This window comes from Pseudobacteriovorax antillogorgiicola (assembly GCF_900177345.1).
Taxonomy (GTDB): domain Bacteria; phylum Bdellovibrionota_B; class Oligoflexia; order Oligoflexales; family Oligoflexaceae; genus Pseudobacteriovorax; species Pseudobacteriovorax antillogorgiicola.
Window position 1 is genome coordinate 302,480 of record NZ_FWZT01000004.1, and the last position, 13,139, is coordinate 315,618.

At 45.6% G+C, this 13,139-nt stretch carries 9 protein-coding genes; 5 read left to right on the forward strand and 4 right to left on the reverse strand.

The window, feature by feature from the left end:
• Nucleotides 1–541: 541 nt before the first annotated feature.
• Both B9N89_RS07425 and B9N89_RS07430 read left to right on the forward strand, forming a co-directional pair.
• Nucleotides 542–2,080, forward strand: coding sequence for a TolC family protein (locus B9N89_RS07425; RefSeq protein WP_159455220.1), 1,539 nt, complete (start codon nucleotides 542–544; stop codon nucleotides 2,078–2,080).
• Nucleotides 2,081–2,085: 5 nt separating this feature from the next.
• The gene (locus tag B9N89_RS07430) at nucleotides 2,086–5,232 is read left to right on the forward strand and encodes an efflux RND transporter permease subunit (RefSeq protein ID WP_132316554.1); all 3,147 of its coding nucleotides are present in this window, start codon (nucleotides 2,086–2,088) and stop codon (nucleotides 5,230–5,232) included.
• Nucleotides 5,233–5,483: 251 nt separating this feature from the next.
• On the opposite strand, the gene B9N89_RS31280 is transcribed toward B9N89_RS07430, so the two are convergent.
• Nucleotides 5,484–5,786, reverse strand: coding sequence for a hypothetical protein (locus tag B9N89_RS31280; RefSeq protein WP_132316552.1), 303 nt, complete (start codon nucleotides 5,784–5,786; stop codon nucleotides 5,484–5,486).
• 196 nt (nucleotides 5,787–5,982) lie between these two features.
• On the opposite strand from B9N89_RS31280, the gene B9N89_RS07435 reads away from it, so the two are divergent.
• Complete coding sequence (locus B9N89_RS07435) at nucleotides 5,983–6,597, forward strand: substrate-binding periplasmic protein (RefSeq protein ID WP_132316550.1); 615 nt, start codon at nucleotides 5,983–5,985, stop codon at nucleotides 6,595–6,597.
• A gap of 69 nt (nucleotides 6,598–6,666) precedes the next feature.
• On the opposite strand, the gene B9N89_RS07440 is transcribed toward B9N89_RS07435, so the two are convergent.
• The 3 genes from B9N89_RS07440 to B9N89_RS07450 form a co-directional block, all read right to left on the reverse strand.
• Complete coding sequence (locus B9N89_RS07440; protein WP_132316548.1) at nucleotides 6,667–7,692, reverse strand: alkaline phosphatase D family protein; 1,026 nt, start codon at nucleotides 7,690–7,692, stop codon at nucleotides 6,667–6,669.
• A gap of 139 nt (nucleotides 7,693–7,831) precedes the next feature.
• The gene (locus B9N89_RS07445) at nucleotides 7,832–9,763 is read right to left on the reverse strand and encodes a 7TM-DISM domain-containing protein (protein WP_234996074.1); all 1,932 of its coding nucleotides are present in this window, start codon (nucleotides 9,761–9,763) and stop codon (nucleotides 7,832–7,834) included.
• Nucleotides 9,764–9,771: 8 nt separating this feature from the next.
• Nucleotides 9,772–10,677 (reverse strand): hypothetical protein, encoded by a 906-nt coding sequence (locus B9N89_RS07450; RefSeq protein WP_132316544.1) that lies wholly within the window; start codon nucleotides 10,675–10,677, stop codon nucleotides 9,772–9,774.
• A gap of 294 nt (nucleotides 10,678–10,971) precedes the next feature.
• On the opposite strand from B9N89_RS07450, the gene B9N89_RS07455 reads away from it, so the two are divergent.
• On the forward strand, nucleotides 10,972–11,763 hold the full coding sequence (locus B9N89_RS07455; RefSeq protein WP_132316542.1) for a hypothetical protein: 792 nt from the start codon (nucleotides 10,972–10,974) through the stop codon (nucleotides 11,761–11,763).
• A gap of 142 nt (nucleotides 11,764–11,905) precedes the next feature.
• Complete coding sequence (locus B9N89_RS07460; RefSeq protein WP_132316540.1) at nucleotides 11,906–13,138, forward strand: DM9 repeat-containing protein; 1,233 nt, start codon at nucleotides 11,906–11,908, stop codon at nucleotides 13,136–13,138.
• Nucleotide 13,139: the final 1 nt, after the last annotated feature.

Consider the following 13,139-nt stretch of genomic DNA (forward strand, 5'->3'; position numbering starts at 1 on the left):
ACTTTTGCGTTAAAAAGAATGAAGCAAATAGCTTCAACCGAATGTGTACGCAAAAAGAAAACCAAGTTTATGGTCTCAATGATTTATTTTTCTAAAACACAAAAAATCCTCTTAATTAAATAGACTTAGGAACTTGAATCACTAGCTCTGATGCCGTTTGCAGTATTTCAGATTTGCGCATGACCAGTAGGACCTCTTAGTTTTCAAGGCAACCATTCATGATATTTCAGTAAGTAATTATTGCGTATCTAGAGCTTCTTGCTTGGCGAGATATATGTCACAATGTCAAGTGACCAGGTGGGCCTTCATTATCTTCGAGTAGAGTGGTACTCCACCTAACAAGGTCATCAAAAGGTAGCCTCTGCTCTAAGACTTCAGCGACAAGGAATGAGTGTTCACAACACGGGAACCGATAAACTCCGAAAGCCTTGGGACTCTGGCCTTCCAAAAAATTCTTATTCTTTCTTCAGCTTGAATCTTGTATCCTACCTTGGTTAATTTTATTTCAATTTTTCTAAAATCGACATGGATGGAGAATGGAATGCTGGCAGATCTGCAAGTCGATCGTTGGATGAGGCTATGTCTGATTTTGCTCCTCTGGCCTTGCGTGCTATGGGGAGCGCCGAGTAAGGAGCAAAAGTTTTTAGCGATGGTGCCAGGTGGAGTTGTTACCCTAGACGCCATCGTTGATTTGGGCTACCGGTACTCGGATCAAGTACAAATTCTTAAGGCCGAGCTAGAGACAAAAGAGGTTCCGTACATCAAGGCAAGCCAAGCGACGGATGGGCAGTTGTCAGCCTCTCTTACCCACCTCAGTGATAAAAATGAATTGGCTAATCCCCAAGGGTTTCAAATTGAATCTCGTCAACAGCTCGACTTTTCTTGGTCTCGGTCGTTTGAATCCGGCACTCAACTAAGTACCAGCCTGCTATCCACTCGACAAGATCTGATATTTTCACAACCATTTCCACTTGATGATTATGAAAGCCAAGTCACCCTCAGTGTGAAACAGAGCCTTTGGCGCAACAGTCTTGGCCAGACGTTTAAAGATCAACTCGCAGCGGCAAAGTTTCACGAAAAGGCGGTGGAGTTTCAATATAGCGCGAGTCTTGGGGAATGGTTTCAAGGTTTGCAGGAGATCTATCATCAAGCTTGGATGGCACAAAACTCAGTGCGTTTTGCTAAGGAACGGATTCAAACCCAGAAGCGACTGCTGAAGATTACAAAGTTGTTATTTAATCGAGGGACCGCGGAAAAGGCAGACGTCTTGAATATCGAGCAGAATCTGCTTCAAGTGGAGCAGGCTTATCGCCAAGCTCAAAAATCTCTTAGTGATATATGGCGTAAGCTAGTCATCTTACTCAAACTGCCGGATGAGTTTTTGAATGTTGATCCGGAAAAGATTCCCCTGGAAGAATCGTCGTTCGAGAGTCAAATCAAAGCCCTTTGTAGTAATACTGGTCTTGAAAAAGCTCGTTCGGATTATCACCCGGACGTGGCGACTCTTCTTGAGCGGATTAAAAGCCAAGAACTGAAAGTGAAAACATCTGCTGACCAATTCGATCCCGATTTATACGTCCAAGCAGCTATCGGCGGAAATTCCGTAGATAACGACCTTGGTACTACCTATGTAGATAGCTTGTCTTTCAAAGATCCTAATTATTCTGTCGTAGTTGGCATTGATGTAACCCTCGGCCAGTCTGCTGCCAAGGCAGAAATGCTTGAGTCTAAGAAGAACCTGAAAGTATCGCGGATGCAGCTCGCGTCAAAGCGTAGCGAAATCAAAATCGATTGGACCAACACTTGCCAAGAGGTTAAGCGCTTACAAGCTGATCGTAGTTCATACCGCCGCATGCTCAAAATGAATCGAGAGCGCAAAAAATTAGAAGAAGAGCGATTCACTCTTGGAAAAGTAGATGTTCAAACTGTTATCCTATCAGCCAATGACGTTATCATCTCACAAGAGAGCCTAGCGCGCACCGAAGCAAGCCTGATCGGGGCAATTTGGAAGTTGAAGAAGATGCACGGAGATGTGCCCAAATATATCGCAGCCGCCGTTAAGAATAGCAAGATAAGGTAGGATAAATGAACAAGCTTATCGATTACTTCGCCAAACAAGGTATTTTTGTTGATCTGATCACTGTCTTTGTCTTTGTTGCAGGAGTGGTTTCGATTCTTTCCATCAAGCGAGAGGTCTTTCCTAATATCAGCTTCGATATTATAACTGTGGTGACGCCTTACCCGGGAGCTTCTGCCGAATCTTCTGAGCGGCTGTTAACCAATCCGCTAGAGCAGGACCTCAAAGAGGTGGACGGCATTAAAAAGATGACCTCTATCTCTCGGGAAGGTGGCAGTACCATCATCCTTCAGCTAGACCCAGATCAAACAACCGCAGACGATGCCAAGGAGGATATTCAGGAGGTAGTCGATGCTTTCACCGAACTGCCAGAGGATGCAGAAGACCCTATCGTTACGGTTCTAGAGAATAAAACCACCCCGGCCATTGAGATCGCTCTGAGCGGCAATGTATCGGAAGACGTTTTGCGCTCAACTGCGAAATTCTTAGAAGAAGAGCTAGAGCTACTGTCCGACGTTGCGAAGATCCAATTCAATGGCCTGAGAGATTACGAGGTTAGAGTTGAAGCGGTGCCATCGAAGCTTCGGCAGTATCAAGTATCCCTGACCGATATCACCAATGCATTGGCAAGGCGCAATATTTCAACTCCGGGAGGCACCATTGATGGGTCTGAAGAGACTGAGTTTAAGGAGATGATTGTTCGCACCATTGGCGAATTTGAGGATGCCTCTGAGGTTGACGAAACGGTGATTCGAACCAATGTTTTCGCAGATCCCATACGTATTAAAGATGTTGCTAAAGTTACGACAGTTTTCGAGCGCGTGACGCGAACCTATAGAACCAATGGCACAGGCTCTATCTCGCTGACCGTTTTGAAAAAGGAAAGTGGAGACGTACTTGACTTAGTTGCGGAGGTCAAGCAACGAGTAGAGGAATTGATGCCTCAAATAGATCCCAGCGTTCAGATTAGCTATGTTAATGATACCAGTTTCTATGTGCAACGTCGTATCAGTGTACTGTCTAATAATCTACTCGTTGGCTTAGGTCTCGTGTTGGTAGTTTTGTCACTTATTTTACCCTGGCGTGTAGCGGCGATTACAGCTTTCGGAATTCCGTTTTCGTTCTTAGGAGCTATCGCGATTTTCTTCGGTTATGATATCAGTATCAATCTGATCAGTATGATGGGGCTCATCATCGTCGTAGGTATGCTGGTTGATGATGCGGTTGTGGTTACAGAAAATGCACAGCGTTTCCGGGAAAAGGGCTTCGATCCTATGGAAGCAGCGGTGAAAGGCACACAACAGGTTTGGGCGCCGGTTACAGTTTCAGTTTTAACAACCGTCATGGCCTTTGCTCCCATGCTTTATATGTCTGGGATCTTCGGTAAGTTTATTCGCTATATCCCTATGGGAGTGATCATAGCCCTTCTTATTTCCCTCTGGGAATGTTTCTTTGTCTTGCCTCATCATTTGGGAAAGTGGATTCGAAAAGAGAAAAGCAGTGATAAGTCTGGTCATGCTAAGGGTGGTGTGTTTGTCCAGACCTGGGAAGCCTATGTACAGCCATTCTATAGCTATGTTATCTATTACGTCATCAAGCTTCGCTACCTTGTCATCCTAGCTACTGTCTTGTTTTTAGGAGGATCTCTGTTTGTCGCAGCAACTAAGATGGACTTTGTTCTTTTCCCTAAAGGTGGCGTAGAAACATTCATCGTCAACTTTGAAACTCCTAATGGTACATCTCTAGCGAAAACTACAGAGGTTGCAGAGCCCATCGAAAAGGCGATTGCTGAGACCTTGCCTGACTCGGTTCTGGATGATTTTATTGTGCGTATCGGTATCCAGCAGAAGGACGCCAACGATCCATCCAGTAAAGTTGGAACTCAGTATGGCCAGGCTTTCGTCTATCTCACGCCGGCTACCGAACGAGATATTACAGCACAACAAGCCATCGATATGCTACGAGAAGCTGTCGGCAAGCCGGCTGGGGTGACCAAGCTAAGCTTTGAGCAGATTAGCGGTGGTCCTCCAGTTGGTAAGCCAGTTAATATTGGGGTTAGAGGAAAAACTTATGAGGCGATTTTACCAGTAGTGAGCAAAATTCAAGAGAGATTGAAGGAGGTAGAAGGGGTTTCTGATATCGAAAGCTCTTATTACCTAGGCAAGAAAGAGTTTCATGTTCGGGTCAAGGATGCTGAGGCGGTAGCGGCAGGACTAACAGTATTCGATATTGGTCGTGCAGTTCGTGCATCTTTTGAGGGCTTGGTACCAACTACCATTCGAAGGCTTGATGAAGAGCTTGATATTAGGGTGACCCTAACGGCAGAAGATCGATCGCGGGTTGAAACTATTGACCAGATATTGGTGCCCAATGTTAGGAGTCAACTGATTCCTCTTGGCCGTGTCGCAACGATCGAAGAAACTCAGGGCGTTTCCGTTTTCCGACACGAAGCAAACCAAAGGCAGGTCTCGGTGCTTGCTGAGCTAGATACAGCAGTCAGCAACTCAAGAGAAGTAAATGCCAAGATGCAGCCCATTGTCGCAGATATCTTAAAGGATCATCCTGGCATTCGAGCTAATTTCGGTGGTGAAAATGAGGACACCAACGAATCCATGGCATCCCTAGCCCGAGCATTCGGCTTTGCTTTCTTTGGTATCCTGCTTATCTTAATCTTACTTTTTAAAAATCTCTATCAACCCATGGTCATCGCTGCAACGATTCCTCTTGGAGTTGTAGCCGTGATCTGGACCTTCTTCTTCCATGGCAAGCCTTTGAGCTTTTTGGGCATGATTGGTGTGATTGCTCTCGCGGGGGTGATTGTTAACAATGCAATCGTCTTGGTCGACTTCGTGAATCAATTGGTTGCGGAAGGAGTAGACCGGTTTTCAGCTGTCCGACAAGCGGCACGGATCAGACTTAGACCCATCTTTTTAACGACAGTGACGACAACCGCAGGGATCTTGCCGACAGCCTACGGCTTGGGTGGCCTTGATCCCTTCGTGGTGCCGATTGCTCTAGCTTTAGGATGGGGAATGACGTTTGGCGCATTTTTAACAACCTTGTTGCTCCCAGCCCTTCTAGTTGTTACGGATGATATTCGCGAAGGGGTGCGAAAAATATTCTCGGGCGGGTTGAAATCGGAGTCTTCAGTCTGATCTTTTATGAGTTACTTGGAGTTCGTTTTCGAGACATCTTCTTGAAGAATGGTCGTTTACCTAGAGTTGCATGTAAGGCCCTAATAGCAGTTTGGGGGAAGTTCCCCTCACTGCTATAGTGGGCAGCGATATACAATCTTGATATATCAACTTCACGACTTTCAAAAAGCTTTCCTCATCATCGGTTGGTGTTGGGATTTGTCCGGGCACTGGTGCAACTGCCGAAAGCTGATACGCCCGATTGAAGCAACTCAGCTAAGGATGCCTAGTAGGCGTCTGATCAAGTGACGGAGCAGGAGGATAGCACCTCCTCCACAGGCATCTTTCCTTTGATAAGCTTTCTTAGTTGTGACAGGCACGAATGTTTCTAATAGTGAGCAAGTTTCGCCAATCACGTGGAGACAAGAAAACACAGAGTTACTGGTTAATCCGCATTTCATGACACAGTTTCGCCAAAGGCTTTCTATAGATCCTTTGGCTATCTTTTCAGTAGACTGGCAGAAAAAGTCTTTCCCCAAGGCTGACCTTTCTAGGATAGCTGATAAATCATTCATAAAATCCTAGTTGTTAAGGTTTTCTAGAAAATTCACCTCATGATTTGATGGCATAGGCCGAGTCCATTAATCTCTGGTGCTAATCTCATCAAAGGAGGTGAGGATGAAAAGCTTCTTTAGTGTACTGTTTTTTTGGTTTTTTGTTTCGGCGTCAGCATATGCCAAACCTTTACAGTAAGTCACATTCAAGATTCCAATGATGGTGGAGGGGACTGACAAGGGTAAATTTATCGATCTTACTAAAAAGGCATTTTCTGAGGCTGGTATTGATGTAGAGATAAATATTCTTCCGCCACCTCAGGCTATAGCCAGCTTCAACGAGAAGAAGTACGATGTATTATTTCCAGCTTTGGACGTAAACTTTCCAGATTTGAAAAAGGTTTCAGTATCGGAAACGATCTACATGAAGAAAGATTTTGTGTTTACCCAAAAAGGTAAACCACTTCTACGAACGGTTCAGGATCTGATCGGCAAGACAGTTGGCTTGACCCAGGGATATCCTTACGACCCCGCAGTTACAAGCAATAAGCAGATCAACCTAAGGTATCAAAAGTCAGACTTTGTGAATGTCAAAGATCTGAATGTAGGCAAGATCGATGCCTTTATCGTTGAAGAAAATACTGGTTTAAATGCTTTCGAACGCTTTCGTTCAAAAAACTACCAGTACGACAATGCTAGCCCTATTTCTGAGCAGAATGTCTACTATGCCTTTCAACAAAGCCTTGAAGACAAGCAGAAGCTTGTAACGAAAGCTATTAAAGACCTCAAAATATCAGGGTACTTTGCAAAGATTTTCGGTAACGGTGCTTAACTATACGATTTCAAAAAAATATAGGAGACCCCGATGCGCTTGGCACATGGGGAATTCTAATTTTTGATCTTAGCTGTAAGCGTATGAAGGAGTGATCTGTTGTGCCACTCCTTGTCTTGTGGCATCCTTAATCTGCAGACCTAACTGGGGTCCCTGGCTTGTCCAGTCGATATTGATAAGCCCATAGTTCTTTGATCCTATGACTCGACCAATGCGCCCAGAATCGGGAAGAGGGGCATAGGTGGAGTGGGTAAGACCACTTGACATAAATTCATAGATTGGCTTACCGTTCCTTAGAGTCCGTTTCGTGAACTCTGCCATATGACGATCTCCACTTAGCACAAGAATGGGTACATCGATGGCCTCTAGCTCTTCGTAGAGCCGTTGGCGCTCCTTCGGATATTGATTCCAACCCTCAAGCCCAAAGCCGGTAATCCCTGAGGTTAAGTGAACGCTGGAGCCTATGATAATCAAATCTGCTGTGGAACTCCTTAACTCGTTCTCAAACCAGTCCCATTGCTCCTCACCTAGCATAGATTCATATCTGGGGTTGCCACGGAAATAGCGAAGATCGAGCATGATAACTTGTGTTTGCTTGCCGTAGGGACCGAATGTTTCGCTGTAGTAGACACCCTCGCGAAGGCGCATAGGGTGATCGCCGGGTACCCCAAGAAAGTCAGCGAATTGTTCTTGGCTTTGTTCCTTATCAGGGAAGTTTTTGCCCTGATTATTGCTAGCGTAATCGTGGTCGTCCCATGTTCCCATAGTCGCTGTTTTCTGCATGAGACTATAGTAGTTAGGGTCGAACTTTAAATTGGTCCAGGCTTCGGCACGTTGCTGAAGACTAAGTCCATCTCCATAGATGTTATCCCCGAGCCATATCCATAGGTCCGGCCGATCTTGTTCAATCACACTCCAATGGGTTTGAGCCCGACTTTGTCGGTTGCAAGACCCGAATGCGATTTTTTTTAGAGCCTTATCTTTGAGGGAATCGATATTCGAACTTGCGTTGGCTAAAGCTGGTTTTGCCATGCTAACAAGCCCACTGCCTGCGAGAATTGAACTGGCGCCTACTAGGAAACGACGACGATCCATAGGGTAGCCTCCTGATATATGTAGTTTTCTTCAAAAATGTGTCGTTATTTGAGCACTCGAACTTAGGCCGCGGATGAAGTGTAATTAAAGATTCTGAAAAGTCATTTCAATTTCCTAAAAGCAAGGAAAATGGGCTTTACTATGCGGAAATGAGATTCTCGTCGGAGTAGGCTTTAGCAGGTGCTTGAAACTTAAACCAGGCTTGCTCTGCATGGTGATCGTCCCGAATAGTTCCTCCATCTGCTTGACAATCCCAGCGTAGGAATCCTTCTTGGTAGGTTTTGCTCAAGCTTCGATAGACGCGATCTTGGATAAACACGACGCTGCCTTGGTAGCCATGTTTTGATAGAACAGGTTTACTCATCGCTTGGTAGTGACGGGCAAGGCCCACAGCACGACCCTTGATATCATACTGCATCGATCCAGATTTTGGATACCGACCTTCAAGATCGCCAATGGTGATACCAACACCGCAGTAGAGATCTTTGCTGTAAGCCATGCTCTCCATTTCCTTGCGGAAGATATAACAAAGCTCCTCCGCTAAGAGGTAGGCATGATCCACCTTGCTTAGTTCAGTGGGAATATGAAAGGGAAAGCCAACTGTAATCATCATTCCGTCATTCCACTGCTGAAGCCGGTAGGCATTCGAGCTGGTAGATGCTGGATCGTAATACTGCTGAAGAGTTTTTTCGATGCGAGCCAGCATGGAATCCAAGTGCTGGGTGTATTGAGGGTCCTTAATATCCTTGCTACTGATAACATCGAAGCATAGCACAACAGCCTCATGGGTGCCGGTAGGCATGGTTCGTTCAAGAGGAGCTCCCTGGCTAATCTGCTCTAGCACATGGGGGTGAACCATTTTTGATAGTTCAGCTTTGATATGACGAACCGTAGCGAAGCTCTTGGAGAAGCGATTGGTAAGGATCAACGATTGACAAACTATCAATGCGAGAGTGGTGTAAGCTACCAATGCAGAGCCATCGAAGACTTGTTGTGTTTGGAGAATATCATGAATCGTTCCACCAAACAGAATCAAGAAGCCTGCGCTTAGTATCATGGCACCATCCATATTTTGTTTCAGTGCCTTGGCAAGTGACAGGATCGAAAAATAGACTGCTGATAAAGTTATAAAGTGAAAAACCCAATTCCGAGGGCCATAGGTCTCTAAAGACGTGAATAATACCAAGAAGCAAAAACAAGAAGATAGAAACCATAGTGTCTTAGTATAGTTCTCTGGGATTGTGTGCGGGAATATCTCCTGCTGGAATGCTAAGAGGGTCGGCGGTGCGAGATAGTAGGCGATGAAAGAAATTTTCCAGCTCCATTCCCAACCTAGAGGAAGAATGGCCAGAAGAAATCCAGTTTCAGAATCTACAGCCTGCCTCGCCCCTATGAATAGGCAAAACAATGCAAAGTACAAAGGCGATCGGTCGTATCGGTTTCGGAGAAAAAATACGACTTGGTAGACGGCCGTAATAAGCATGGCACCGACAACGAAGATATTGAGGTAGTCCAGTCGTTTAAAATTCGCTTGCATAGCCTCCGGTTTGCCGATACTTATGGGTGGGATACCCATAAACCAACCGTGCCGCATGTTAGTCGTCTGTAGAACAATGTCGTAACTAAGGCGACCAGGCAAGATGACCCTTGACGACAGCCTTTCAGCTATCACCTCCCGAGCTTCAATCGACATGGTACCCTTGCTACCAACGAGAACATTGTTAACATAGAGCTTGTAAGCAGGGATCTCTGGTATTTGTAACATTAGAATCTGAGGTTTCTTCACATGAAGCCGATACCGAAACGTGGCGAATTTGCTCTCAATCTGCTCTACAGCTAGGAATTCGAAGTCAAAGAACTTCTGCAATGCCATCTTTCGATCCGGTTTTATTTTTTTTAGTTCTTTACTAGCCAAATGGCGATCGAAATACACGTCCCAGTCTTGGTCTAGGGGTAAGAGCAACTCGTCTTCCAGTTTTGTGATATCGACGAAGTTTGAATCTTTAGCCTTTGGTTTGCCGCTAAGGGGCAAAGCTGTAAGCAAGCCACAAACAATTATCCATGTTGGCAAGGCTTTGATCACTCTTTTACTTCTTCCTGATACTTGGCCTGCGTGTATCCACAGGTGCGGTCCGTTTGCTTCTCAATTTTGTAGGTCTCCTTTACACATACTTCCTGAGGCTTATCAATGGGGGTAATACCCTGTGCGGTTTTGAGGTGTTTTACTGCGGCCTTATATTCAGGGTGATCATTGTCCGAATGGTATTTGCAGAATAGCGCGACCGAAAGCATCAACAAGGAACAAGGGTTGTTATCGTCATAACTAATCGCTTTCTTGTGTAGGGCTATGGACTTGCTTAAATTGCCACGAATTCCCCAGAACCAGTCTACTAGAAAGACATCCGGAACGAGCCTATAAAACAGACCCAAGCCGTAATAGGCTGCTCCAATGAGACTAACATTAGGGCGAAACTGCATGTTGTAGGAGCTTCGCGTGACTGCAAAGAAGGCATCATGGATTGTTTTTCCGTGGCGCAACGAAGCGAAAATGCCGTCAATGCTTGATATCTTAGCCAACAGGGAGCCTTGGAAGAACCGGCAGAGAAGGTGATCTCCTTTTATCTCCAAGCAGGTCTCAACTTTTTGTAAACCGTTTGCCAATATATTACGGGCGATGGGAAAATCATCTTCTGACGAGTAACTCGATGCAAGGATAAAGCTTTCGCTACCATGGAGCCAGTAGCCATCGAGCCATTTGCCTTCCTTTTCCAAGACGGTTTCTAGAATGTCGATTCTTTGCTCATGCTCCTTGATAGTAAGAGGAACTTTTTGAAATTTGTCATGCAATCTCTGAAACTCCTTCGCTAACGAAGGGTACTTAAATAGTGGTTTGGTGTTCACCTCATAGCTGTCCAACGCTTGGGCTGAAATGGGCAAAATGAATACAGCGACTAGAACTCGACAAAAGTTTGAAACGATGTGCATGTGAAATCCGTTGTCTCAGTCGTGGCTATTGGTTGTCATCGGTGGTCTTAAAGAGAAGCTAAGGGAAGAAACTAAAAGAGTCAATAAATTAGGTGCTTAGGGGAAAAACGGCGGGCCAAGGATCGACTGGTGGCAAATCAGGCATAGTTCGAATTTAGAAATTAAAGTAGCTTATTACAGAATCTATTTTGGGTTTTTTAAAAATGCAGCTGAGACTTGCCAAAGATTTTAGTGACGGGCCTCAATTCTCAGATCAGCTGGTCGAAGGAGAGAAGACGACTGCAGGAGGTCAGGATGATACGTATGGTAAGAGGAATGTGCCTTGTTGCGTCTTTCTTGATGGCAAGCCCTGCCTTTGGATTTCTAGGGGTGGTATGGGAGTACATCAGTCAATATCAAATCGGTATCGATTATTCTGCATCAACTGATGTAATTGTGATGTCTTATGAGATGGATCGCTCGGGAGGCATCCCATCGTCCTGTGTGGAAAGTATAAAGAGCGATCTGAGGCAGATCTGTACTCATGATATTGTTGGGGGGCAAAGTAGTGGCTTTGGGTTATTTCTTCAGCAAGCGTTTCGCCGGCAGGGCGATTATCATGTTGATTTTGATCTAAGCCTCGGGGTGCGCTACCTCACTGGTCAGATTCCGGAAGATGAGCTGCTTGCAATAGAAGCTCAAGGCCTACCACTCACCGAGGCATCTTTCACTTTGGGAGTTGCCATTGCCAAACCCTATATCGAACTGGGCTACACTCCACTCATGGGTTTTCCAGATATCTTGCTGCGATTTGGTCCCGTGATTCAAGCAGGAGCAGGTGCAGTTTCGATTAACGAAGAATCGAAGGACGTAGCTGTTGCTGTGTCATCGGGAGTGACTGGCTACGTAGAGCTTGAAATTGTATTTCTACGCTTTGGCGACGGAGCATTTTCTATTTACTCGTCTAAGGATGGTGCGGGCCGTGACGGGACGCCCTTATACCCAGATTCCGTTGCTGGGATGGATGATTTTGAAGGCGAGTTTAAGCGTAGTGTCGGGGGAGCAGCCCTAGGCTATGGTATGAAGTTGGTCCTTAACTGGCCGTAGTTCCACCCGTAAGCTCACCATTCTAGTCCATAAAAATTAGTTTTTAAAATTATATTGATTACAGTAGTTTGGAAAAATCTTTGAACTCTTGCAAAGAGACTACCGATAAGAAAAAGGCAAGGGATCATTAGAGGTGCATTTCATGAAATACTCTCTGACATTTTTATGTCTGCTGGTATCGGTGCTGGCCTGTAAGCGGTCGCGAATCCTAACGGACGATATCGGTGAGAATCAAGAGCTATCGAGTGGGGCAAATCTTGAGGCGCAGCCTATTGTTGACAACGCTCCCAACGGTGAGTCGAGAATCACTCAGCTACAGATTGCCGTGACCGGCCCAGGGTTAACTCACTTTATCTATAAGATCGGCCCCAGTGACCAAACAAATTGTTTACTGGCGTCAGGCTATAACACGCGAGCGATCTCTGAAGGTATTACAGACGATATCTCTTCGTTACCTGACGGTCCGATCACTCTATGCATCGTGGTGCAAAAGGGTGATCAATGGCAGGATTATGGAGAAGCAACAAAACTTACCTGGACTAAGGCAACAGGTGCTTTGGAATCAATTCAAGGCCTGACATCGGTGATTACAACCCAGAAAATTAGCCTTTTTTGGGAAGCTAGTTCTAGCTCCGAAGGAACGTTAGTGGTCCGTAGTCAACAGCCGATAGCTTGGAGCCCTGAAGACGGGCAAGTTTACGCTCCCGGCGAGACGATTGAGGATGTGGAGATTCTAGCGAGTGGTGACATCCTGAGCTACGAAGACGATGGCTTAACCGATAATCAAAGCTATTATTATGCGGTATATGCCTACGATATTGAAAATCGATACGCTCCACCTAGTTTAGAAGCTGGTATCCCGAGTGCAACACCATATACTTGGATTTCTCTTTCGTCCGGTGCCTTGACGAGTGGTGCCGTGCAAGGCGGAACTCGTTTTGATGGTTCCCGTGAGCTGTATATCTGTCGCGCGATATTGAAAGATCAAAGTGGAACGGTGATTACTGCGCGACATCCCGGCAAGTTTATACCAGACTTGAAGGGTGATCCCAGTGCTGGCAGGTGTTACTATGCCTTCGGTGAAGGGACGGTGCGGGCTGATGAGTTTGAAATCCTAGTTCTGACCCGTGGAACGTTTGAAGAAGCCTTCCAGTGGCAGGATTTTACAGTGGGTGATCCTTTAGACCCTAAGGTGTTTGTCGCTGGTAATGAAGGAGCTGACCGCGATTTGTTTGTTTGCCGCTTTCAGAATGGAGTTAACAACCTATTCACTCCAGGGAAAACCTTCCAGGGAGACCCTTGTCATATCGATGCCATTGGCGCTCCGAATAGCCTTCGGCAAAGTGCAAGCTTTCAGATTTTGCTAAGCAAGTAGC

Excerpts from the sequence above, each read along its gene's own strand:
- B9N89_RS31280 (WP_132316552.1), bottom strand. The coding sequence starts at position 5,786 with ATGAATGATTTATCAGCTATCCTAGAAAGGTCAGCCTTGGGGAAAGAC.
- B9N89_RS07425 (WP_159455220.1), top strand. The coding sequence starts at position 542 with ATGCTGGCAGATCTGCAAGTCGATCGTTGGATGAGGCTATGTCTGATT.
- B9N89_RS07460 (WP_132316540.1), top strand. The coding sequence starts at position 11,906 with ATGAAATACTCTCTGACATTTTTATGTCTGCTGGTATCGGTGCTGGCC.
- B9N89_RS07455 (WP_132316542.1), top strand. The coding sequence starts at position 10,972 with ATGATACGTATGGTAAGAGGAATGTGCCTTGTTGCGTCTTTCTTGATG.
- B9N89_RS07435 (WP_132316550.1), top strand. The coding sequence starts at position 5,983 with ATGATGGTGGAGGGGACTGACAAGGGTAAATTTATCGATCTTACTAAA.
- B9N89_RS07430 (WP_132316554.1), top strand. The coding sequence starts at position 2,086 with ATGAACAAGCTTATCGATTACTTCGCCAAACAAGGTATTTTTGTTGAT.
- B9N89_RS07450 (WP_132316544.1), bottom strand. The coding sequence starts at position 10,677 with ATGCACATCGTTTCAAACTTTTGTCGAGTTCTAGTCGCTGTATTCATT.
- B9N89_RS07440 (WP_132316548.1), bottom strand. The coding sequence starts at position 7,692 with ATGGATCGTCGTCGTTTCCTAGTAGGCGCCAGTTCAATTCTCGCAGGC.